The following is a 22,620-nucleotide window of genomic DNA, read 5'->3' on the forward strand; positions in this document are numbered from 1 at the left end:
ACCAATTTCTTTTTCATTTGCTATTATGAATGCTTAAATTTCCTGACACTGAAAGTATGTAAAAAGGAGTGCTCTTTCTCATATTCATGTACTTCCTTATGTTTAAAAGGTACAATTTTTCGATTTTGATGCATACTCCACTCTTCCCTCATTTCGCCCTCCCAATGATTCCTATCGTGACGCCTGCCATGCTGTTTTTGAGAGTTGATTATTCCATTCTCTCTCCTTGCTATAGAATGCTCGAGATGAGGAGAAGATTTTTTTGATCTTATGTAGTTGGCTCCGATGGTGCTCCCATCCATATGTTTAGAAGCAGGTGTTCTTCTTGGATATTTTGACTGTACTTCTATAATCCCTTTTGCTTCATTAGCCGCTTTATTTATTACAGGAATGTAAGCAGTATGCTCATTAGCTTGCAAGGGCTTATGAGAATTGGGTTTTGTTCCTTTCACAGCAGAAGGAGATGCATTCACTGGTTTCCTTTTATTCTCCCTCTTCCACAAATAAAGTCCTGTAGTCATCCCTTTTTGCATTGCAGCTTTACGGTCTTTGCTGGAACCTTTTTCATATAAGACGTGATCCTGATATTTTTGGACAAAATGGCTGAGCGAATTTATTTCTTGTGAAAGCTTAGATAAGTCATTTTGGCTTATCACAGATGAAATGATGATATTCTGGTTATTCTTTAAGTAGCCTAAAGCCCTGCTCCCGTTAAGAATCATTTCTGCAGCCTGCGTAAAGTTTTGATTCTTCTTTAAATCTGCCCTTCTCAATACTCTTTTGCCTTCCTCATTAAAAGATACAGCATTCAATACATCCAGATTTTTATTTAATGCCAGTTCAATACTTGGTTTAGCATCAACTGTTACATAGGCATATGCCTTGTTTCCCTTTGCAAAAGGAACGAGGAGCAGCCCTGCTATTAAAATAACAGCAGCAGTCGTCACAATGGCTTTACTCCGGGATAACACATATAGTCGCTGCTTCCAATCACTGTAATACGGATTAAATATAATTTCCTGGCCTACATCATAATCCAAGTTTCTCTTTTTCCCTTTTAAAAACTCCCCTTCACTCGTCATCATGATTAAATATTTTGGCTTGACCTCTAAAATGACCCCTTTTTTCATTAATCTAACCGCCCTTTTATATAATCCTTTAAATAAATAAAGTCTCCTGAAAGGATAATGGCAATAGCTATTATATATTTACGATTTCGTTCCAGAGTCTTTCTGCTGACTTCCACCTTTTTTTCTAAATCTTTCATTGGCAGACGTTTCGTTTGAAATAAAGACTCTTTTAATGAATCATCCTGAACTAAAACCGCTGCAGCTTTAAAGGCGTTTATACGAGCATCATCATGCTTTGGAGCTTGTTCCACTAAATCTTCAAAGATTAATCCGAAATTTTGCAATTTCATTCGAAAAGCAATAATTTCTTCTTTTCTTTTCTCTTCATCTTTTTTGATACGATAGTGATTAAAGGATATTGTATTTTCTAATGACTTTCCTGCCCCATTTTCATCATCTTCTTTAGTATGCTGTTCAATGCTTATATCTTTATATCTTGAACTGCTCCTGAGAAAATCAATGACTTTCCGTTTAATAACAACCTCTGCAAACGCTAATAAGGAACCGCCCTTGCTTCGGTCATATTTAAGGATGGCTTCGTGAAAAGCAATAAGGCCAATGCTAAATTCATCATCACGCTGGTCTATGTATCTTTTACAAACAGAAGAAACCACTTTTTTCACAAATGGCTGATAGTCTGCTAATAACGAATCTAAATATTTTTGCTGCCCGCTTTGAACCAGCAGCGCTTTTTCTTCAAGTGTTTTTTTATCTTTTTGAAATAATAAATTCAGCACTCGCTTCACCTCACCCTGTCGACTATTATAACAGAAATGAGATATACTGGTTTTTCGTTAAGTTTACGTTTATATTTCAACTTCGTTTATAAGTACGCTGGAATCAGATCATTTTAAGAGGGTATTTGAAGTCATTTTCATATTTTTTTCATGGATTTGTTAAGGGGCTCTGTATTTCATTTCTTGTTATTTTTTGTTTCTGGCATTAACTTTTAAGAGGAGTCTCCTAATGGCTTCTAACGCTTTGGAGGCTCCACAGACCGCTTCCCCCCCGGACTCTATTGGCTTTCTTTACAAACATTGACCGATTATAAACAACCCAAGCAGTGTCCATTCTTTACATACTTCCTCTTATCTTAATTAAGATATATCTAATAAAGAATCCCGCAACTAATCCAGGTATTATGAATAGAATCGGTAAAAAAATGGGGCCAATCAAGCGATTCTTAATTGTTACAATTGGGGAATACATTAAACCAATTGTCACGAAATAAGCTGCAAACGCAAACGGAATGTAAGAAAATTGGCTTTCTCTCTCCAAAGAATTTTTATATGCATCCCACATGGCAAACATATATATACATGGATAAAACATCAACCATTGATAATTAACGATTTCTCCTGCTAGTCTTGTATCTCCCAAAAAACTAAGCATAATTGCCTTATTAAAATGGCTCTGTCCGTTTACAAGAAATTCTAAAAATAAAAACAAAAAACCTTTGATATACTTCCCGGATAATAATTGAGGAAAGCCCGGAAATGCAATGCTCCATAATATGGCTTCCAGAGGGGCTACCTTTTTCATATATCTGCCCATTCTATAAAGCCCAGCAAGCGAACCGGCCTATTTTTTTTATTAAGGGAACTAAAAATAAAATAATAATATGTAATAATTTTTTATAATGGTTCTGTATATGATTGCCGCATTGCATAGTGGGCCCTCCTCAACAAATCGTATTTATAGAATGCCCTCATAAAATAAAAATATGTTATCAAATCATCTTTTTACATTTTATTACAAATCATTTTTTGTTTTATGCGTGCTTACTCACCATATTTTTTGCTAAGGTTAAAATTCTAAACTATAGTCACTGGCACTGATAGAGGACTCTATCATTTTTTACGAATGAGCTAAAAAACGAGAAGTTATCAACATAGTAATATAACAGAGCCTAGTCATTAGAAAACACTCATGCGAAAAGAGCTTAAATGAAAAAGGGCACTGGATTTTTAAAAACCAGGTGCCCTTTTATTTCATTTTTCTATTCCATTGGATTGCTGAGCTTTATTCCAGGATTCTTATCCTGGAACCATCTTAAAGCAAAATCATTCTCAAAAAGGAATAATGGCTTATCGAAACGGTCTTTGACAAGCAGGCTCCGGGAGCTTGAAAGCGATTCGTTCACCTGAGTTTCTTCAATCCAGCGAGGTATCTTGGAGCCGATTGGTTCCATAATAACATCAGAATTGTATTCATTCTTCATTCTGTGTTCAAATACTTCAAATTGCAGCTGCCCGACAGCGCCCAGTATATAATCATCTGTACGGTACGTTTTATACAGCTGAATGGCTCCCTCTTGCACAAGCTGGACAATTCCTTTATGGAAGCTTTTTTGCTTCATAACGTTTTTAGCTGTTACCTTTACAAATAACTCAGGAGCAAATTGAGGAAGCTTTTCAAACTGGATGGCTTCTTTTCCTGAAGTAATCGTATCGCCTATCTGATAGGTCCCCGTATCATACAGTCCTATAATGTCACCGCTGACTGCCATATCCACGGTACTGCGGTCATCTGCAAGAAACGAGGTGGATTGAGAAAGTTTCATCGGCTTACCTGTTCTTGAAAGACTGACATTCATGCCTCTTTCAAATTTTCCTGAACAAATGCGCACAAATGCAATACGATCCCGATGGGCAGGATTCATATTAGCCTGAATTTTAAAGACAAATCCAGAAAAATCCTCTCTTACAGGATCAATCATTCCCACATTCGAATTTCTAGGCTGTGGAGAAGGAGCGAACTTCAAATACGTTTCAAGAAAGGTCTGTACGCCAAAATTCGTCAAAGCACTTCCAAAGAAAACCGGAGTAAGCGTTCCATTCGCTATCCTATCTTTAGAGAATTCATTTCCTGCTTCATCCAAGAGCATGACTTCTTCTAATGCCTGCTCATATAGCGATGACTGCTTAATAGGAGACTCACCCTTAATTTCTCCATTTTCATCAAGTTCAATAAAGCGATCTTTCTCATCCACCCGAAACTGTTCAATGCGGTTATGGTAGCGATCATAAATTCCAAGAAACTCTTTACCCATTCCAACCGGCCAATTCATTGGATAGGATTCAATCCCAAGAACCTCTTCCAATTCTGCAAGTAATTCCAATGGAGCTTTCCCTTGGCGGTCTAGCTTGTTGATGAAAGTAAATATTGGAATCCCTCGCATGCGGCATACCTTAAACAGTTTAATGGTTTGATCCTCTATTCCCTTCGCTGAATCTATAATCATCACAGCACTGTCTACTGCCATAAGAGTTCTATAGGTATCTTCACTGAAGTCCTGATGTCCCGGTGTATCCAAAATATTCACACGAAACCCTTCATATTCAAACTGCATTACAGAGGAGGTTACTGAAATACCCCTTTGTTTTTCAATTTCCATCCAGTCAGAAGTAGCAAATTTCCCTGTCTTTTTTCCTTTAACCGTTCCCGCTGCCCGAATCGCGCCTCCGAATAATAAGAGCTGCTCGGTTAACGTGGTTTTCCCGGCATCCGGATGGGAAATAATTGCAAATGTTCTTCGAGAGAGAACCTCATCTTTAAAAGTACTTGTCATGTTGTTATTCCTTTCAATTCAAAATGTATTTCAAACCCAATAATGGATTACATCTCCTTGGCCCACTGCAAAAGTCTGCGTCCAAGGTCAACTGCATCAGTGCCAGCTGCTGCTTTTTGATCCAAAGAAGCAATTAGCCGTTCCTTTAAATCTTCATCTTCTTCATCATAAGAAAAATGGATAGACCACTCTAGTTCGGGAATGGCCATGACGAAATATTCATCCTTTTTATTTTCATATATAAATACATCGATTGGATTACCACGCAGTGTCGTTTTTCTAATCTTCAAGAAAATCCTCCTTCTCCTAAAAGCGGACGTCACCCTCTTTAGGGCATCCTGTAGCCGGATAACTGAAAGGTTCGAGATATCAGCTTATTTTACAGGGATTCTATCGTAAAGAAAAACTGTTTATCTTCCTATAATAAAGGCTTTGTTATTATTCTGTGCTGATAACTGCCCGTTTTTCAACAGCACTGAATGGCTTGTGAAATGACTGTAGCGCATGAACGAGCCAAAAAACAACCATGTCCTCCAACAAAACCATAATTAAAGACCATCTTCTATTATAAAGGAAAAGGGCAAAAGAAAAAAATACCCATTCATAAAATGAGCAGATTTTTTGTATTTCGTTAAATCATTTTTCAGGAACGTTTTTTTGTACCTTTGTTGCTATTTGCTAAAAAATATAAAACATCACCATCCATTTGTTGAAGAATAGACGCTGACTGACAAAGGGATCAACCAAAATATAAAAGGCTCCCCGTTTAAGGAGAACCTCTTTAAAAATTGCTTCCATCTAATATTTTATAATTTCAGACTGGAGATACGCATATAACAGCTTTTCAGTATTTTCAATTGAAGTTTCATGGGTTCTTTCATAAGCATGCGAAGACTCTATTCCAGGTCCGACTAAGCCATGAATAATATCATGACCTGCTTTAATGGCAGCAGATGCGTCTGAACCATAATAAGGATAGATATCCACTTTATAGTCAAGACCATTTTTCTCAGCCAATTCCACTAAATGTTTTCTCAATCCGTAATGATAAGGACCGCTTGAATCCTTAGCACAAATGGATACGGTATATTCATCGGATGCCTGCCCATCTCCTAATGCTCCCATGTCTACTGCAAGATATTCAATCGTTTCCGGTGTAATATTTGAATTTCCTCCATACCCGATTTCTTCATTGTTAGAAATCAGGAAATGAGTTGTATACGGAAGTGTAATATTATGTTCTTTAATATTTTGTATTATTCTTAACAAAATGGCCGTACTTGCTTTATCATCTAAATGTCTGGACTTTATATAACCGCTGTCGGTTATCTGTACTCTTGGGTCAAAGGAAACAAAATCCCCTTCCCTTATTCCCAGCTCTCTTACATCTTCTTCGCATTGAACCTTCGCATCAATCCTAACTTCAATATTTTCTTCATTACGGTCAGCCTTTCCTGCATCCTTATAAACATGTACAGATGTTTGGTGCATAAGAATAGTGCCCGTATAGCATTTTCCTGTCGAGGTTTCAATCTGGCAATTTTCACCTTCTATTGCATTCCAGGCAAATCCCCCTACCATCGAAAGCTTAAGCCGACCGTTCGTTTTAACTTCCTTTACCATTGCACCAAGAGTATCCACATGGGCCGTTAACATCCTGTGCTGTTTTTGGTCAGTACCAGGAAGCGTAACAATCAAGCCGCCTTTTCGATTTCGGCAACCTTCAACGTTGGACTCTTTTAAATATTTTTCGCAAAAGGCAATTACTTCAGCTGTATTTCCTGTAGGGCTGGGTATTGTCACCAGCTTTTTAATCAAATCCATGGTTTCTTTAGGCTTCACATATGTATTTATATTCATATTCCTACCTCGCTTCTTCAATCTCTATGGCTATTATATTAGAAAATTCCGAAATGATACAGAGCTACATTTCTTTTTTGCCTTTCTTTCATGGGCTATAATAGAGTAAAGGAGTGATTGCAATTGGCTGAACATCATTTTCATTTAACCGCTGAGTGGCCTGGAGGAAGAAATAGCGTTGGCATTATTGATGCAGGAAATTTAAAGACAAAGGTTTCTATTCCTCCTGAAATGGATGGGCCCGGCATTGGAACAAATCCCGATGAAATGCTGCTCGGGGCAGCTTCTACTTGCTATATCATAACATTAGCAGCCATGTTGGAGCGCAGTTCGATTGAAACCCGTTCTCTTTCACTTGAATCTGAGGCCGTGGTGGAAGTGATAAGAGGGGTAAATACATTTAAGAGAATTGTCCACCGGCCTTTCATCGTACTTCCCAGTGAGAGCAGTAAGGAGCTAGTCGAAAAGGTACAAAAACTGGCTGAAAAAGCAGAAAGCAGCTGCATGATTTCCAAAGCAGTAATGGGAAACGTTGAATTAGCTCTTGAAGTAAAAATTACATGTGACTAAGAAAAGCGCAAGCGCCTTGCTCATCGGCGTACGAATTTCAGAGTCTGCGACTGAGATAAAGGAAACACAGCGATACGGTTTACGAGCTGATGTTGACTCATCGCAGGGAGGAGACGCAGAAATTTGTTAGCCGATAGGCGCTCATTTTTATTATGGATCTGCCAGTTTTGCTTGTTAATATCCCCCAATCGCTCGTTTTTCCGCACGCTACCGGAAACCTCATCGCTTCCCCCTTTTCTAAACAGGATTCTCGCTCCCTTCGCTTTAATCGTTATCAGCATTAAGCTTTATCATTATTATGGGCAGTTTTGACATTATATACTTTGGTTTGTTTACAGTTCAGCATGCTGTCGAAAATTCATCATTCTAGTTTGTTAAATTAACTTATTTTGCACTTTTAAGAACTCTCTGCCAAATCTTAAATTTCATTTCTTTTAAGTATGACCTTTGGAAACCTGTTTAAAATAAACGTTGTAAGACATTCAAATTAAACTACATTTACAGGAGGTCCAATATGAAAAAGAAAGAACAAGAAGCTACCCTTGCTCCTGGTATGGATGATCAACCCGAACTGGAAAAAGATGCTACAAAGAAAGAAATTGAACGCGGGGAATACACCAGTGTGACAACTTTATCTTTTGATGAAGTAGATCCCAGTTAACCGTTCTCCACGACCTCACTTCGGGTCTTCTCTCCAATGCTGGCTTTTATATTTTAGCTTCTCTTCGACATTTGAAGGATATAGAAAAGTTTCAGGGAATAACAGGAAATACCGTTACCCCAACGAAAATCTATGGATAAACAGCCTTTATATAAAGCCAGCATCCCTCCTTTTGTGATAACATTACATTAATCTATATCAATGCAGCAGATTCTTATACTCCCATTAATCAAAATAATAGGCTGCATGAGGAAAAATTGTTATTGGCCTTATCCTAAAAAATACCTTGAGAGGGGAACTTCATCATGAAACTTGCCACAATTGGAACGAGCTGGATTACCTCTGAATTTATAGAGGCCGCTAAGGAGTCAGGAAAATTATCTCTGGCTGCAGTTTACTCCCGTTCTAAAGAAGCAGCGAAGAGATTTGCAGAAAAACATCAGGCAGAGACCAGCTATCATCACTTGGACGAAATGGCGAAAGACAAAAATATCGATATTGTTTACATAGCTTCTCCCAATTCACTTCATTATGAACAAGCCATTCTATTCCTAAAGAACGGAAAGCATGTAATTTGCGAAAAGCCTTGCTTTTCCAACAGTAAAGAATTACATAATGCATATCAAACAGCTAACGAACATAAGGTTTTTCTTTTTGAGGCCATACGGAACATTCACACGCCCAATTTCAAAAAATTGAAAGAGAAGTTATCCGATACTGGCTCTATCCGGAGTGTTTTTTTTCAATATCAACAGTATTCTTCCCGTTACGACGCATTTCTAGCAGGAGAAGAACCTAATGTATTTTCTCTTAAATTTTCTGGGGGTTCACTCATGGATTTGGGGGTCTATCCCTTATTTCTGGCTGTATCGCTTTTCGGAAAACCAGAAAAGGTATCCTATACCCCTGTTATCCTTCGGAACGGAATTGATGGTGCTGGTACCCTTATTCTTCAATACGGAAAATTTGTCTGTACCATCTTGGCATCGAAAATTGTACAGTCTAATTTGGATTGTGAAATTGCTGGGGAAAAAGGTAGTATTTTATTCAACAAAGCTTCTCTTTTAAAGAAGCTTGAAATTATTGATTATCGAACAAAGCAGCAGAAGTCTTTTGCATGTGAACAGAAGGAAAGAGACATGGTATACGAAATTCTGGAGTTTACCAGGATTATAGAAGAAGACGACCATGAAACCTATCATGATTTACAAGACTTAAGTGATACTGTTGCTTCCATTACAGAAGACGCCAGAATGCAAAACAATATTGTTTTTGATATAGAACAATACTGACAAAAATTGATACATTATAATATAAGCACCTTGCTCATCGGCGTATTTATTTCTTTGTAAAGGAGACACAGTGCAATCAAACATGAGCACATGTTGACTTATTACAGTGATGGAACGTAGAAATTCGTTAGCCGATAAGCCCTAGAGCGAGACAAGGTCTGCATTGGTTAAGCGCTTTATTTATTGGCTTTGATAGCGGACTAATTTGTTTTTAAGCTCATTTTACAGTAAAGAAAAGAAACCAAAGTAAACTTCGCTTTGGTTTCTTTTCTTTACTGTAACCTTTCAGCTTAGCTGAAAGGCGTGTGAAACAACCGTTTCACACGAATGAGCTAAAACGAGCAGTTTCAACATACAATTTTAACAGAGTCTATATTAGATTAATAAAATGGATTTATCCACTGTTGCCTGTAAAACAGTGATTTAAACTAAAGCAGGCTCTTTTTTCAAGCGATGGCGGCCTTCAATAAATCGAAGGGTCCCGGTTTTTGCGCGCATTACAACGGAATGAGTCGTACCGAAATTGCCTTTATACTGAACACCTTTAAGAAGCTCCCCGTCTGTTACGCCCGTCGCTACAAAAAAGGCATCCTCCCCTTTTACCAGATCGTCCATCAATAACACGCGATTTACATCATCAATGCCCATTTTACGGCAGCGGTCCAATTCTTCCTGTGTTTGAGGAAGCAGTTTACCCTGAAATTCTCCGCCAAGACACTTTAATGCTGTAGCTGCAAGTACCCCTTCTGGAGCACCTCCAGATCCGAGGAGAATATCAACACCTGTGTTTTCAAAGGCTGTATTAATGGCAGCTGCCACATCCCCATCTTGTATAAGCTTAATTCTCGCTCCGGCAGAACGGATTTCATTAATCATGCTTTGATGCCTTTCACGATCCAGAATGGCAACAACTAAATCATCAACATCCTTGTTTTTGGCTTTTGCAACAGCTTTTAAATTTTCAATCACAGGTGCGTTTAAATCAATTTTCCCGGCAGCTTCAGGACCAACGGCAATTTTCTCCATATACATATCCGGAGCATGAAGTAAAGCTCCCTTTTCTGCCACTGCAATCGTAGCTAATGCATTCCAGGTACCTGCTGCAACGATATTCGTCCCTTCAAGCGGGTCGACTGCTATGTCAAATTCAGGACCGTCTCCTGTCCCCAATTCTTCCCCAATATAAAGCATTGGAGCTTCGTCCATTTCTCCTTCACCAATGACAACAGTGCCTCTCATATTGATTGTATTAAACATATCCCGCATACCTTGTGTGGCAGCTTCATCTACCTCGTCCTTTTTTCCTCTTCCCATCCATCTTCCGGCAGACAGAGCTGCTACTTCTGTTACACGCACTAGTTCAATTGACAAACTTCTATCCATTTTATCGCATCTCCTATTTAACTGTTTTTATAAGATTATCTCCGAAATGACAATGACAATATTCTATTAAAGCCATTGTTTTTTTACTTGTTCTTCAGCTAAACGAATTATGTCTTCCTTCATTGTACCTTTACGTGCAATAACATTTGTTTGATATTGCTTACCGCACATTTCAACTGTAAGAGTAATTTCAATCATCTTACCACTCCTGTCCAAAACCATATTCTTTTAATCCCTTTTCTTGCTAATCTTCTTTTTTTGAAGGTATTTATTCATTTGGGACACAATCTATCGGTATATCTTTATGGGAAGAATGGACGCAGGCTTACATGACGGTTTTACAGCAAACGATCCGGCATCTAGCTTTATATAAAAATAGTAACTATTTATAAATACAAATAGATTTATATCCTTATTTTTAAGCACTGAGTTACTTAATGTAACCATATTAAACCTTTATTTTTAATCCGTCAAGAAAAATGTGAACAACTTGTGAATAGCAAAAACAGGGAAATTTCCTATTGTTTTAATGAAAACGAATACATTACTTGGTTCATTATAAACCCAACGGAAATTATTTAGTTGATACATCTAACGGAAGAGGTTATTTTTTGTAAACGAATTTAGTTTTATTTATAATAATATTTTTTATATAAAGATAATTATCTCCTTATATTATTTGCATTGACAAAGGCTCTTTTCGTAAGCTTTGTTGCTATTAGACACAAAAATATGATTTTAAATGTATGTTCAGTATTAAATCTTGTAATGAGCTTACGAAAAGATGCCGCGAAGACAGACAACTCACGTAATCATGTTTTGTACGAAAATCCACAATCTATACGAAAACAGCCTTGACATAAAAACAAAGAAATGGCTCAATGATTATCCTAAGGAGGAGAAACAGGAGGAGCATTCTTACTTCATGTATTCTTTAATTTTACATTGTTAAACCAGACAGGCTTTTTTTATCAAAAATGCTCCTTTATACTATAGGTAGATTATTACATATGTTCAAAAGGACGGTGCAAAGTGAGCAAAAAGAGATTTGAGAATCTAGATCGCATCCAAACAACAAAACCATTTAAAGAATTTAGACAATGGCGGAAAGAAAGAAGATCGAAACAAAAGGACCTGTCTTTCCAGGTTTCCCATATTGAACAACCAGAAATAGAATTCTTGCAATCCAACAATCACATTCCCACCGTAACATGGATTGGCCATTCAACCTTTCTGCTGCAATATAAGGGGCTGAATATACTAACTGATCCAGTTTGGGCAAGGCAGATGGGGACTGATAAACGCTTGACTCCTCCGGGGCTGAGCATAAACGATTTACCCTCCATTGATTTTGTTTTAATTTCACACAGCCACTACGACCACCTCCACTATTCAACAATAAAGAAGCTGCCAGGAAATCCAGCTTATCTGGTACCATCCGGGCTGGCAGCGTGGTTTCATAAAAAAGGCCTCGATCATGTTCATGAATTAAATTGGTGGGAGCAAATAGAATTGTCATCTGTACAATTTTCTTTTGTACCGGCACAGCATTGGACAAAAAGGACACTGTTTGACACAAACACTTCACACTGGGGAGGTTGGATGCTTACAGCAGAAAAATCACCTGTTATTTATTTTGCAGGAGACAGTGGTTATTTTAGGGGCTTTTCAGAAATTGGCGAGCGTTTTACAATTGACTATGCATTAGTTCCTATCGGAGCTTACGAACCTGAATGGTTTATGAAGGAACAGCATGTGAATCCTGAAGAAGCAGTAAAAGCCTTTATCGATACCAAGGCAAAGTATATGATTCCCATGCACTACGGTACATTCCGTCTTGCAGATGATACACCTAAGGAAGCTTTAGATCGAGTCCAAAATGAATGGACACGAACTGGGCTGGAGCCAGACCGCCTTCTCTTAGCTAAGCTTGGAGAAACTCTCAGGCTGACCATTCATTAAATAGGCACAGGGGAGGTGTGGTAGATTACCTGTGCCTCTTTTTATTTGACTGCTTTTAAAACTTCATAATTATACTTTTTAACAGCTGGATTATGCTCTAGCTCCTCTTCACAATGTCAATCTCCTTTTAAATGGTTCCTTACACCTCCTACTGAATTGGTCTTAATTCTAGTTTAAGGACACGATTGTTTTTTAGCTCATTATTTCAGCACAGCTGAAATAATGAGCTAAAAAACGAGCAGGTATCAACATTGAAATTTAACACAGCCTTTTAATAAGTAAACAGCAATCGATGGACTGACAAATCGACTTCCACCCATTACTAAAATTTTTACTATTGAGTTGCCTCCTTCTTCTTATCCCTTTTATACTAATTCTCCAGTTATTTCCCAAATTACTTTTGAAACATGTTTACTAGCTAAAATGACAGGGTATTATTTAATATAAAATACGCTTTATATAAACTTTTGTTGAGACTCGGTTTATGAAAACGCTTACTAAAAAAAGGAGGGAGAAATAATGTTATTTACTGGGTTGATTCATCTTTCAGACCAGCCGGTAATGAAACTATCAATTAAAGCAACCAACAAAGAATTGGCGGAAGAGGGATTGAAAAAAAAGGCGCAAATTATCAGTAATCGCAAAGATAAAAAGATAGTCGCTACAGAAGTATATGAGTTCAATGAAGTGAAACCTGATATCGTGATGTATTGAGAGATTACTAAAGATTCACTAGACTCCAAAATGAAAAGAAATAATGATTCAGCCATAGTTATATGGCTTTTTATTTTTTTTGATACTGATCTTCTTAGAAAAAATAAGCTCCCTTTCCATAAGAAAGGGAGCTTACATGATTTAAGCAATATCTTGCAAGTACTCTTCGGCTTTTTCATTGTCGAAACGCTTTTCCCATTTTGCCACAACTACTGTAGCCAGAGAGTTTCCAATTACATTTACAACCGTGCGAGCCATGTCCATCAGGCGGTCGATTCCAGCAATAAAGGCAAGTCCTTCAACTGGAATATGGGCTGACCCCAGTGTTGCTAGTAATACAACAAAAGAAACACCTGGAACTCCTGCAATCCCCTTCGATGTGATCATTAAGACCAGCATCAGGGATATTTGCGCACCAATAGACAAGTGGATACCATACATCTGGGCTATAAAGATAGCCGCAATGGACTGGTAAAGCGTGGATCCATCAAGATTAAATGAATAGCCTGTAGGGATAACAAAGCTAGCAATCCCCTTCGGCACTCCAAAGCGCTCCATTTTTTCCATTAATTTCGGAAGTACTGTTTCCGAACTGGAAGTGGAGTAAGCCAGAATCAGCTCGTCCTTAAGAATTTTAAACAGGTTCGTAATCCGGATTCCGACAATCCTTGCAACAAAACCCAGAACGATTAGGATAAAGAAAGCCATTGAGCCGTAGACTGTTACTAAAAGCTTGCTTAAAGGGACTAATGACTTAACACCAAATTCAGATACTGTAACGCCAATCAAGGCAAAAACACCAAGCGGTGCAAATCTCATAATCATGTTGGTTACATAGAACATGGCATCTGCCGTACCCTGGAAAAACTTAAGTACAGGCTGGCCTTTTTCGCCTATTGCTGATACACCTAAACCAAACATAACAGAGAAAAAGATAATGGCAAGCATGTCCCCGTTTGCTAAAGATTCAAACAAATTAGTCGGAACGATATTTACAATTGTATCTATAAAAGAATGAGATTCTACTTGTTTTGTTGTATCAAGATACGTGGAAATGTCTCCTTTTTGCAAATGATGCATGTCTATCCCATTTCCAGGTTTGAAAATATTGGCGATCAGAAGACCGATAACAATCGCTACAGTCGTAATAATTTCAAAATAAATAATTGTTTTCCCACCAAGCTTCCCCACCTGCTTGATGTTGCCGACACCTGCTACGCCAATGATGATGCTTGACACCACGATTGGTACCACGATCATCTTAATGAGCCGTAAAAAGATGTTCCCTACCGGCTGCAAGTATGTTTGAACTTCGGGATGGCCATAAAATACTGCGCCAACGATGATTCCCAAGATAAGTCCAATAAAAATTTGCCAAGCTAACCCAATTTTCCTCAAATATTTCCCCCGTCCTTTCTATATAAAACAATTTTTATATAATTATAATATTATTTTATAATAGTGCTAGCCGTCAACCTGATTCACTTTGTAATATTTCCCTAACCAAATTTCCGCTTATTTTCTATGTGTTTATATCCTAAAAACACTTTAAACATTGTGATTTTTAAAAACCGTTAAGACATAAAGAAGATTTAAATATATATTAAAATACTAATGTTTTTTAGCTCAATGAAAACGTGAATAAAGGCACACAGCCTGATACCTGTTTCAGGGCATACGTGCCTTTTTTACTTTCTATTTTTCCTGCTTGTTATTTCACTCTGAACACGAGTCAGCTTAAAATAAAATATCGCTTTAACAAAACTTCTTTAGGCATTGTCAAAGTGGACTTTATTGTTTTTGCTTAATAGAATAGGAACTTTTACAAGTGCTTAAAGCTATGGATGATATAATTGTTTTATCATAAAAATGTCATCAACAAATTGACCATTTAAAAAATATTTATGCTTCACCCTCCCTTGTTCCTTGAAGCCGCATTTTTTATAGAAAGCGATAGCGGAATCGTTTGTCGAAAGAACCTTTAACAAAAGCTTGTTTCTTTTCTCTTCCATTGCCACACGGGAAATATAATCAATCAATCTGGTGCCGACTTTCTTGCCTTGATGGGCTGGATGAACACCAATAATAATTTCAATTGTATTTGTACTGGAGGCAAAACTCATAAATGAAGGCCTTTCAGCCTGAATGTATCCTGCCAATTCCCCATTAACAATTCCGACATATTGGCTGCCTGCAGGATGGTATTTCGCATATTGTTCAATTGATGTCCACTTTATTGGCTGGGGGGAATTTCCCGCATTCCAAATTAAATTATTCAGCTCCACAAGTTTAGGGAAATCCTCAACTTTCGTTGGCCTGATTTCAAACATGTACAACACTCCAATCCTTTCCTGGATATACCATAAAGTATTCGCATTCAAGGGAAAGGGCACTTATACATAAAGATAAAATCTGGAACAACGCCGTTTAAATTTTCAATTTAATAAGTGTTCGTCTTTTAAAGGACTATTATATTTTTTAGCTCCATCGTGTTAAACGGCTGTTCCACATGATGGAGTTAAAAAAACGAGATGCTCTCAACCCGTTCTTTAGGGAAGAATGACTCATTATCCTTTTACATGTGTTTGTTTTCTTATTAACAAACATTAGTCGAGCAGCGTGCAACAAAAACGTACTCTCGTCCCGGACGGTCTGAAGCTTCTCTTACATCTTCCACAGACAGTCCTACTTCTCTAAGAGATTTGGTGATTTCCTTAAAACTTCTAAATCGCAACGTAGAATCGGACGTGATAATGGCACCATCGTTCTTGAAAGCATAAGTCCATCGGAAAGACACCAAGGATTCTCGAACATCAATAACATCTACCCATCCCTCGACAATACCGTATTTGTGTGCATCAATTCGCTTGTATGTATTCTCCTTGTTCCATTCTAGCCAAGCCTGTGACTCAGGTTTCCGGGTTTCAAACACCAATCTTCCTCCTGGACGTAATACCCCCCGAATTGCTAGAAATAACTCTTGCCACTCTTGATCCGTCAGAAAAACCTGAGCAACATTAGCAGTCATCGTAACAAGATCCACCTTCAAGGGTGGAAGGTCACGTACATTACCGTGAATCCATTTAACACGGTCAGACTAATTATTTTGTTTTGCCACCATTAGTGACGCTTTAGCTGGATCTAGAGACCAATAACCTCTAAGCCTTTGGCTGCTAAACGGCAAGCAAAAGTTCCTGTTCCACAACCAATGTCAAGTACAGAACTTGCTTCAAACTCATTAACCATAGACTCATAAGCATCTAAATCAGAACGGTCAGGGTCAAATGAATCAAAGATATAAGCCAGTCTTGGGTTCTCAAATATTTCATCAGCCATCAAACTTACCCCAAAAATCAAATATTTCACTATTTCACTATTTCCTCTTTTTCAAGTAGCCTGTCCCGTTCTCAATAAGAAAAACTGCCAACAATTATTAGCCGAGTCCATGGCTCTTGTACCCGTTTACTTAAATTCGATATTTTACAATCTTAATTTTTTACCACCACTAACTTTCTCAATTAGTCAATAACTCTCCTACATTGTTAGCAAAGAAATTTTTTATAAATAAGAACTCTCCCTTTTCGAAGTTATAACAGTCCATCTTATTGGAATAATTGTAAATCACTTTATGGAGTGTGTGGGACATCTCTGTTGGTAATGATGTTAATCCCCAGTTTCCTGCCTCTTGCTTCGATGAGATAACCTTTTCCCTCAAGTACCAATACACTCTTATTAAATTTAAAGTACAATAAACTGGATTCTCTAATATATTTTCTAAGCAATCATTAAAATCACCCACTATAGAGGAAATAAAATAGGATTTAGGAATCAATGGAAATACCTCCACAATGGGTTTTCCTTCAATACAAATTCCTCGTTTGTTGATTATAGTTATATGAGCAGCTAAATCAGGGTCTTTCCTAACCTCACCAGTTAAGAACTCATACGTTTGTAATGACAACTCCTCTTCATACCGTTCTCTCCAAAATTCACTAAAATGGAGGTCAAAAGGGCAGGGGTGCTCAAATTCATTTAGTTGTCCTCGATTTAAAATGCTTACTTCCAGTGGATACTGATTTTTCGAATGAGTTAGGAATAATTTTGCTAATCGCCTTTTGGTACCAATTTCCAATGATTCATCCGTAACTATTATTATATCAATATCACTACTATGAGGATTGAATCCCCCCATTGCAAGCGAGCCGTGTAGGTAAAAACCAATAAAATTATCTTTGATTATTTCTTTTGTCTTCGTTAGAAGCTGAATAACAAACTCTTTTATATCTAATGAACACGTAGTCCAATTATAAGACATCATCACTCCCCCACTATATCTTATTTCGTAAACTTACCCCTTTGCTACTTTAAGAAAAAATTGCTAATAAAAGCAGCCGGATAATTCGCTCTTGCAGGAGCTAGCTTCATTTTTCTTTGTATTTTCCACTAAAAACTATACCTAAGGAAATTCCAAATGCCACCGAAAAGGCTGTAAAGATGTTTAAAGTATGTTTTAAAATTTCATTTACCATTAAACCTACTATAAAAAAAAGCCAAAAAATATAATAAAAATCTATATAATCGTTTCACATTTATCTCTCCAAGTAAAACATTTCTAACATACACAGAATCTTACTCTTTTTGTAGATAATATTTCCATTTGTTTATCACTAGGTAATTTAACCTGAATCTATCTTCTACTTGCCCCATTTAGCAACATAAGTTAAACGCTGTCAACAATGTCAGCAGGATAATTCACTTCTGCGCCGGTTGAATAAAAACAGCGATTTATTTCTTTGTAGCTGATTCAGTAATTAATTTATAAAGAAATCCAACTATATATTCCCTTTGTGTTGTTTTCAATATCATTGTTCTCTAGAAGGTCATTTATCCCTTTACTAATTACTTCCCATAGAATGTATTCGGCTATTAAACTATATATTACATAATCGATCATCCAAATTTCCTCCGCCAAACTGCCTGTTAGTGGAAGTAGGTTACTTGAGAGCTACCACAGTACACTGCGTTAAACACCTGAATAAAAAAGTTATAATAATAATGAAGGGATTACAACTGCATTACACGCTTTTTCATAGAATTCAATCGTTCTACTTAAATAAAGACGGCATAATACGGGTATCAACATTAAGATTTACCTGTGCCTAAAATTAAAAAGGAGACTCATCAGAATCTCCTTTTTACAAAATCTAGAAGCAACAATGTAAGAATAAATTCTACTGTTCTACTTCTACTTTTCTTTTTAAAAGACCAACCATTAATGCCGTAATGATGGTTCCTATAACAATGGCCAGTGCGTACAGGAATGGATGTGTGACAACCGGAAGAACGAATATGCCGCCATGTGGTGCAGGGAGCTTAACCTTAAATAGCATGCTGAGCCCGCCAGCCGCCGCTGAGCCTACTATAGCAGATGGGATGACACGAAACGGATCTGCTGCTGCGAAAGGAATGGCTCCTTCTGTAATAAAAGAAGCGCCCATTACATAGCAGGTAAGTCCCGCTTCTCGATCCCGTTTGGTGAATTTGCTGCGGAAAAGTGTTGTGGCAAGAGCCATCCCGAGCGGAGGCACCATACCTCCAGCCATGACCGCTGCGTGGGGAGCAAAGTTTCCGGCATTAATCATAGCAATTCCAAATGTAAAGGCTGCTTTATTAATGGGCCCTCCCATATCAATTGCCATCATGCCGCCCAGAAGGACTCCTAAAAGAATAAGATTGCCAGTCCCCAAGCCTCCTAGTACATGCGTTAAGTACGTATTAAAAATGCTGACAGGTGTATCAATGACAAAGAACATAATCATACCGGTTAAAAAGATTCCAAATAAAGGATAGATCAGAACAGGCTTTAAACCCTCCAATGATTGGGGAAGACGGTAAAATGCTTTTTTGACAAGGATAACAAGATAGCCTGCTAAAAAGCCTGCAATTAATCCTCCTAAAAATCCTGCCTTGGCCTGTGCTGCCATAAACCCTCCGACCAATCCTGGTGCGAGGCCCGGACGATCTGCTATGCTCATTGCAATAAATCCTGCTAAAACGGGGATCATTAATCCAAAAGCGTTGCCTCCGCCAATCGTATTAAGGGCTTCCGCAAATCGGTTATAGCTCGGATCTTTCGGGTCTGCTGAATGAATGCCAAACATAAAGGAAATTGCGATTAAGATACCGCCTCCCACAACCAATGGAAGCATATTGGAAACACCATTCATTAAATGCTTATAAAATCCCTTCCGGCTGCTCCCAGCGTCAGACTGTGCTTTTTTCTCTCCTGTTCCCCGGTATATAGGAGCATCTTTTCTTACTGCACGTTCCAAAAGCTCCTTTGGACGCCTGATTCCGTCTGCAACAGGAACCTCTATCACATGTTTGCCTTTAAAACGGTTCATTTCCACTTGCTTGTCAGCCGCTACAATGATTGCGGATGCCCTCTCAATCTCTTCAGCTGTTAAAATATTTTTTGCACCGCCGGATCCGTTTGTTTCCACTTTGATAGCAAGGCCCATTTCTTTTGCTTTCTCTTTTAAAGAGTCAGCAGCCATATACGTATGGGCGATTCCAGTGGGACAGGCTGTTACAGCCAGTAAGAGCTGCTGTTCATTTAAAGCGCTTTCTTCTCTATCATCCATAGAATCATACATTTCAAAGATCTCCAATACTTCAGCTGAGGATGAAGCATTCAATAATTTAGTTCTCACTTCATCTCTCATTAAAAGTCCGGAAAGCCTTGACAATGCTTCTAAATGAGTATTGTTAGCGCCTTCACTTGCAGCAATCATAAAAAACAAATGGCTGTCCTGTCCATCCAAAGAGTCGTATGGAATGCCCTTTTGGGACCTTCCGAAGGCAATAGCAGGTTCTTTAACCGCTGCCGTTTTGGCATGGGGAATGGCAATTCCGTCTCCAATCCCTGTTGTACTTTGTTCTTCTCTTGCCAATACGGCTTTTTCGTATTGTTCAGCGTCATTTAGTTTGCCTGCATTGACTAAAACGGAAACTAATTCATTTACTGCATCCTTTTTATTGGAAGAAACTAGCTCTAATTTAATGGTTGCATTTGTGAGCAGCTCGGTAATTTTCATAATTCTCCCCCTTATAAATGCGTAATTTCAACTTGTGTAAGTAATGTGAACACATCTTCTTTCTTACATAATTCCATTGAAAAAGCTGTTGCGCTGCCGGCTGCCGTCCCCATTCGAAAAGCTTCCTGGTAGTCTTTACGGGTTGCATAGGCGCTTAAAAATCCTCCAACAACAGAATCTCCTGCCCCGACCGAATTCTTCAATTCACCTTTGGGGGCATTTGCATGATACAATGCCTTTTTATTAATAAAAAGAGCTCCCTTTTCAGCCATGGATATAATAACATTTTCCACTCCCATTTCCACAAGCTTCTTGCCGTAAAAGGCTGCATCCTCAATCGTTTCTATGCTCGTTTTAAAAATTTCACCAAGCTCATGATGATTTGGTTTTACGAGGAAGGGCTTAGCCCGAATAACACTTTTTAATGCCGCTCCTGAAACGTCTGCAACAACTTTAACCCCTTTTTCTTTGCATACATGAATTAACCCTGAATAAACATCCGGCGAAAGAGATTTAGGGATACTTCCTGAAAAAACGATGATATCTTCATTTGTCAACTGATCCAGTTTTCCAAGAAATTCTTCATATTTTTCCGTACTTATATGAGGGCCGCTCCCGTTAATCTCCGTTTCTCCCCCTGTTTTCAGCTTGATATTAATTCGTGTGTCTTCATTAACCTGTACAAAATCCGTTTGTATATTTTCCCGCTTTAGGAATGACTCGATAAAAAAACCAGTGAACCCTCCAATAAATCCTAATGCTCTTGATTCTGTCCCCAATCTCTTTAATACGAGGGACACATTAATTCCTTTCCCCCCTGGAAGCTTCAAGTCCGATTTTGATCGATTTAATTTCCCTACTGCAAAATCTTCAACCTCTACCACATAATCTACAGAAGGATTCAATGTTACTGTGTAAATCATTTGCTCTTCACAACCTTCAGTTCCGTTTTTGCCTCGTATTCCAGCATCATTTCTGCATCTATATCGTTTGTAATGATAACAGCCTCTGATAAAGGAGAAATCAAAGCAAAAGCAATTTCTCCCCACTTAGAATCATCCGCTAAAACATATGCTTCTCTTGATAGCTTCAGAGCCTGCTGTTTCATGGAAGCCTCCTCTGGATCAGGAGTCGTAAAACCATAAATTGGATGAATCCCATTCACTCCGAGGAAGCACTTGTCAAAACGATACTTACTAATACCATATAATGCTCCATTCCCAATCATAGCTCCTGTACTTCCCTTTACAAACCCGCCAGCCAGGTACGTTTTAATCCCTCTGGCCAAAAGAGGCTCTATATGGGTAACACCATTCGTTACCACCACAATATCCAAAGGAAGATATTGAATCATTTGTAGCGTTGTAGTTCCTGCATCAAGATAAATACATTCTCCTGCACCTGGCAAACTGGCAGCGTAACGTGCAATTTGATCCTTGCCTGAAAGATTTTGGTTTGATTTTTCATGTAAATTTGCCTCTTTTATAGTTCCTTGGAGACGGGCTGCACCGCCATGAACTCTTTTTAACAGCTTTTTATCTTCAAGCTGGATGATATCCCGTCTGATGGTTGATTCAGATGTATTGGTTTCTGCCACCAGTTCCTGGATACTCACTGTCTCTTTCATTTTAAGAATATTAAGGATGATATTTTGTCTTTCAACCGTCAGCATGTTGTACACCTCTCTTTTTTGGAACCGCATACATTTATTTTCTGTGTTTTTATTTTACTACCAAAAACCTTAAATAACAATCATAAAAAATCATTTTCTTTCAAAAACCTTCAAAACTTTAATTATAACCTTAAGCTCTATTAACTTTATATATGGATAATGGTTGTTTTTAGCGGGCAATTCTCTAACCACTTTAGCCTGCAGAGTGTCCCCTTGCCCTTTTCTAAGCAGTAGTAATAGGCCTTTTGCTTACTCTCCTCTCATTTAATCTCGTCAATATGCTCCAACAGTGCCAAAAAAATGAAAAGAGCTCCTATCCATCAGGATAAGAGCCCATTCATTCCATACAATTTTGTTAATCATTCACATTACAGATATCAATGCTCGAAGGTCTGCCTGTTAATAGTAGTAGCCTCCGCCGCCGTATCCGTAGCCGCCTCCAAGGTAAGCAGCTCCAACAATGATTAAAAGAATAAACAGCACAACAAGTAATGCAAATCCAGAACCGTAGCCTGCTCCATCAGACATGAAGAAAACCTCCTTTAGTAAGATTCTCTACATCCTATGCAAAAGCAGAAAGTTTGTTATGGACGAAAATCTATTTTTAGGAATAATGCTTTTTTCCACTGTTTCAAGAGAAATTTCCTTTCTATCCACTAACGTATGAAGGTATGGCAGTAATCAAGAAGAGAAGCATATACACCGGCT

The 22,620-nt window shown here is 38.1% G+C and carries 22 protein-coding genes; 5 read left to right on the forward strand and 17 right to left on the reverse strand.

Features of this window, described 5'->3' with window-relative positions:
- Nucleotides 1-23: 23 nt before the first annotated feature.
- The 6 genes from A5N88_RS09055 to A5N88_RS09080 form a co-directional block, all read right to left on the reverse strand.
- Nucleotides 24-1,130 (reverse strand): anti-sigma factor domain-containing protein, encoded by a 1,107-nt coding sequence (locus tag A5N88_RS09055; protein ID WP_066264995.1) that lies wholly within the window; start codon nt 1,128-1,130, stop codon nt 24-26.
- A complete protein-coding gene (gene sigI / locus A5N88_RS09060) occupies nt 1,130-1,876 on the reverse strand; it encodes an RNA polymerase sigma factor SigI (protein WP_198160213.1) in 747 nt (248 codons plus the stop codon). Before sigI ends, A5N88_RS09055 begins: the two co-directional genes overlap by 1 nt.
- A 328-nt stretch (nt 1,877-2,204) precedes the next feature.
- Complete coding sequence (locus tag A5N88_RS09065) at nt 2,205-2,672, reverse strand: hypothetical protein (protein WP_066270394.1); 468 nt, start codon at nt 2,670-2,672, stop codon at nt 2,205-2,207.
- 457 nt (nt 2,673-3,129) lie between these two features.
- Nucleotides 3,130-4,701 (reverse strand): peptide chain release factor 3, encoded by a 1,572-nt coding sequence (locus A5N88_RS09070; protein WP_066264999.1) that lies wholly within the window; start codon nt 4,699-4,701, stop codon nt 3,130-3,132.
- A 47-nt stretch (nt 4,702-4,748) separates the two neighbouring features.
- The gene (locus tag A5N88_RS09075; RefSeq protein ID WP_066265000.1) at nt 4,749-4,991 is read right to left on the reverse strand and encodes a YueH family protein; all 243 of its coding nucleotides are present in this window, start codon (nt 4,989-4,991) and stop codon (nt 4,749-4,751) included.
- 508 nt (nt 4,992-5,499) lie between these two features.
- Nucleotides 5,500-6,561 carry a M42 family metallopeptidase gene (locus A5N88_RS09080; protein WP_066265002.1) on the reverse strand — a complete coding sequence of 354 codons (1,062 nt, stop codon included), beginning with the start codon at nt 6,559-6,561 and terminating at the stop codon, nt 5,500-5,502.
- A gap of 123 nt (nt 6,562-6,684) precedes the next feature.
- On the opposite strand from A5N88_RS09080, the gene A5N88_RS09085 reads away from it, so the two are divergent.
- The 3 genes from A5N88_RS09085 to A5N88_RS09095 all read left to right on the forward strand — a co-directional run bounded on the left by A5N88_RS09085 (nt 6,685) and on the right by A5N88_RS09095 (nt 9,084).
- The gene (locus tag A5N88_RS09085; RefSeq protein WP_066265003.1) at nt 6,685-7,131 is read left to right on the forward strand and encodes an OsmC family protein; all 447 of its coding nucleotides are present in this window, start codon (nt 6,685-6,687) and stop codon (nt 7,129-7,131) included.
- 514 nt (nt 7,132-7,645) lie between these two features.
- Nucleotides 7,646-7,792 (forward strand): hypothetical protein, encoded by a 147-nt coding sequence (locus tag A5N88_RS25465; protein WP_198160215.1) that lies wholly within the window; start codon nt 7,646-7,648, stop codon nt 7,790-7,792.
- Nucleotides 7,793-8,097: 305 nt separating this feature from the next.
- Nucleotides 8,098-9,084 (forward strand): Gfo/Idh/MocA family protein, encoded by a 987-nt coding sequence (locus A5N88_RS09095; protein ID WP_066265007.1) that lies wholly within the window; start codon nt 8,098-8,100, stop codon nt 9,082-9,084.
- 423 nt (nt 9,085-9,507) lie between these two features.
- Here the strand turns inward: A5N88_RS09095 and glpX are convergent, their stop codons facing one another.
- Nucleotides 9,508-10,467, reverse strand: a complete 960-nt coding sequence (glpX, locus tag A5N88_RS09100) for a class II fructose-bisphosphatase (protein WP_066265012.1) — start codon at nt 10,465-10,467, stop codon at nt 9,508-9,510.
- Nucleotides 10,468-10,533: 66 nt separating this feature from the next.
- Nucleotides 10,534-10,665: a BA3454 family stress response protein gene (locus A5N88_RS09105; protein ID WP_066265013.1), complete on the reverse strand. Its 132-nt coding sequence runs from the start codon at nt 10,663-10,665 to the stop codon at nt 10,534-10,536.
- Nucleotides 10,666-11,499: 834 nt separating this feature from the next.
- On the opposite strand from A5N88_RS09105, the gene A5N88_RS09110 reads away from it, so the two are divergent.
- Nucleotides 11,500-12,429, forward strand: coding sequence for an MBL fold metallo-hydrolase (locus A5N88_RS09110; protein ID WP_066265014.1), 930 nt, complete (start codon nt 11,500-11,502; stop codon nt 12,427-12,429).
- Nucleotides 12,430-12,948: 519 nt separating this feature from the next.
- Nucleotides 12,949-13,143, forward strand: coding sequence for a hypothetical protein (locus A5N88_RS09115; RefSeq protein ID WP_066265015.1), 195 nt, complete (start codon nt 12,949-12,951; stop codon nt 13,141-13,143).
- A gap of 141 nt (nt 13,144-13,284) precedes the next feature.
- Here the strand turns inward: A5N88_RS09115 and A5N88_RS09120 are convergent, their stop codons facing one another.
- The 9 genes from A5N88_RS09120 to A5N88_RS24265 form a co-directional block, all read right to left on the reverse strand.
- Nucleotides 13,285-14,541, reverse strand: a complete 1,257-nt coding sequence (locus A5N88_RS09120) for a cation:dicarboxylate symporter family transporter (protein WP_066265017.1) — start codon at nt 14,539-14,541, stop codon at nt 13,285-13,287.
- Nucleotides 14,542-14,981: 440 nt separating this feature from the next.
- Complete coding sequence (locus tag A5N88_RS09125; RefSeq protein WP_066265019.1) at nt 14,982-15,473, reverse strand: GNAT family N-acetyltransferase; 492 nt, start codon at nt 15,471-15,473, stop codon at nt 14,982-14,984.
- A 266-nt stretch (nt 15,474-15,739) separates the two neighbouring features.
- Nucleotides 15,740-16,075 (reverse strand): hypothetical protein, encoded by a 336-nt coding sequence (locus tag A5N88_RS25470; RefSeq protein WP_232317552.1) that lies wholly within the window; start codon nt 16,073-16,075, stop codon nt 15,740-15,742.
- Nucleotides 16,076-16,284: 209 nt separating this feature from the next.
- Nucleotides 16,285-16,479 carry a class I SAM-dependent methyltransferase gene (locus A5N88_RS25475; protein ID WP_198160218.1) on the reverse strand — a complete coding sequence of 65 codons (195 nt, stop codon included), beginning with the start codon at nt 16,477-16,479 and terminating at the stop codon, nt 16,285-16,287.
- 178 nt (nt 16,480-16,657) lie between these two features.
- A complete protein-coding gene (locus A5N88_RS09135; protein ID WP_066265021.1) occupies nt 16,658-17,458 on the reverse strand; it encodes an aminoglycoside adenylyltransferase domain-containing protein in 801 nt (266 codons plus the stop codon).
- Nucleotides 17,459-18,374: 916 nt separating this feature from the next.
- Nucleotides 18,375-20,240, reverse strand: coding sequence for a PTS fructose transporter subunit IIABC (locus A5N88_RS09140; RefSeq protein ID WP_066265022.1), 1,866 nt, complete (start codon nt 20,238-20,240; stop codon nt 18,375-18,377).
- Between the two features lie 11 nt (nt 20,241-20,251).
- Complete coding sequence (pfkB, locus tag A5N88_RS09145; RefSeq protein WP_066265024.1) at nt 20,252-21,163, reverse strand: 1-phosphofructokinase; 912 nt, start codon at nt 21,161-21,163, stop codon at nt 20,252-20,254.
- Nucleotides 21,160-21,912, reverse strand: a complete 753-nt coding sequence (locus tag A5N88_RS09150) for a DeoR/GlpR family DNA-binding transcription regulator (RefSeq protein ID WP_066265025.1) — start codon at nt 21,910-21,912, stop codon at nt 21,160-21,162. The genes pfkB and A5N88_RS09150 overlap by 4 nt, the downstream gene beginning before the upstream one ends.
- A gap of 399 nt (nt 21,913-22,311) precedes the next feature.
- Nucleotides 22,312-22,440 carry a YjcZ family sporulation protein gene (locus A5N88_RS24265; RefSeq protein ID WP_083953091.1) on the reverse strand — a complete coding sequence of 43 codons (129 nt, stop codon included), beginning with the start codon at nt 22,438-22,440 and terminating at the stop codon, nt 22,312-22,314.
- Nucleotides 22,441-22,620: the final 180 nt, after the last annotated feature.

Source organism: Heyndrickxia acidicola (genome assembly GCF_001636425.1).
Taxonomy (GTDB): domain Bacteria; phylum Bacillota; class Bacilli; order Bacillales; family Bacillaceae_C; genus Bacillus_AE; species Bacillus_AE acidicola.

Excerpts from the sequence above, each read along its gene's own strand:
- glpX (WP_066265012.1), bottom strand. The coding sequence starts at position 10,467 with ATGGATAGAAGTTTGTCAATTGAACTAGTGCGTGTAACAGAAGTAGCA.
- A5N88_RS09140 (WP_066265022.1), bottom strand. The coding sequence starts at position 20,240 with ATGAAAATTACCGAGCTGCTCACAAATGCAACCATTAAATTAGAGCTA.
- A5N88_RS25475 (WP_198160218.1), bottom strand. The coding sequence starts at position 16,479 with ATGGCTGATGAAATATTTGAGAACCCAAGACTGGCTTATATCTTTGAT.
- pfkB (WP_066265024.1), bottom strand. The coding sequence starts at position 21,163 with ATGATTTACACAGTAACATTGAATCCTTCTGTAGATTATGTGGTAGAG.
- A5N88_RS09065 (WP_066270394.1), bottom strand. The coding sequence starts at position 2,672 with ATGAAAAAGGTAGCCCCTCTGGAAGCCATATTATGGAGCATTGCATTT.
- A5N88_RS09080 (WP_066265002.1), bottom strand. The coding sequence starts at position 6,561 with ATGAATATAAATACATATGTGAAGCCTAAAGAAACCATGGATTTGATT.
- A5N88_RS09115 (WP_066265015.1), top strand. The coding sequence starts at position 12,949 with ATGTTATTTACTGGGTTGATTCATCTTTCAGACCAGCCGGTAATGAAA.
- A5N88_RS09095 (WP_066265007.1), top strand. The coding sequence starts at position 8,098 with ATGAAACTTGCCACAATTGGAACGAGCTGGATTACCTCTGAATTTATA.
- A5N88_RS09125 (WP_066265019.1), bottom strand. The coding sequence starts at position 15,473 with ATGTTTGAAATCAGGCCAACGAAAGTTGAGGATTTCCCTAAACTTGTG.
- A5N88_RS09135 (WP_066265021.1), bottom strand. The coding sequence starts at position 17,458 with ATGTCTTATAATTGGACTACGTGTTCATTAGATATAAAAGAGTTTGTT.
- A5N88_RS09070 (WP_066264999.1), bottom strand. The coding sequence starts at position 4,701 with ATGACAAGTACTTTTAAAGATGAGGTTCTCTCTCGAAGAACATTTGCA.
- A5N88_RS09150 (WP_066265025.1), bottom strand. The coding sequence starts at position 21,912 with ATGCTGACGGTTGAAAGACAAAATATCATCCTTAATATTCTTAAAATG.
- A5N88_RS09055 (WP_066264995.1), bottom strand. The coding sequence starts at position 1,130 with ATGAAAAAAGGGGTCATTTTAGAGGTCAAGCCAAAATATTTAATCATG.
- A5N88_RS24265 (WP_083953091.1), bottom strand. The coding sequence starts at position 22,440 with ATGTCTGATGGAGCAGGCTACGGTTCTGGATTTGCATTACTTGTTGTG.
- A5N88_RS09105 (WP_066265013.1), bottom strand. The coding sequence starts at position 10,665 with ATGATTGAAATTACTCTTACAGTTGAAATGTGCGGTAAGCAATATCAA.
- A5N88_RS25465 (WP_198160215.1), top strand. The coding sequence starts at position 7,646 with ATGAAAAAGAAAGAACAAGAAGCTACCCTTGCTCCTGGTATGGATGAT.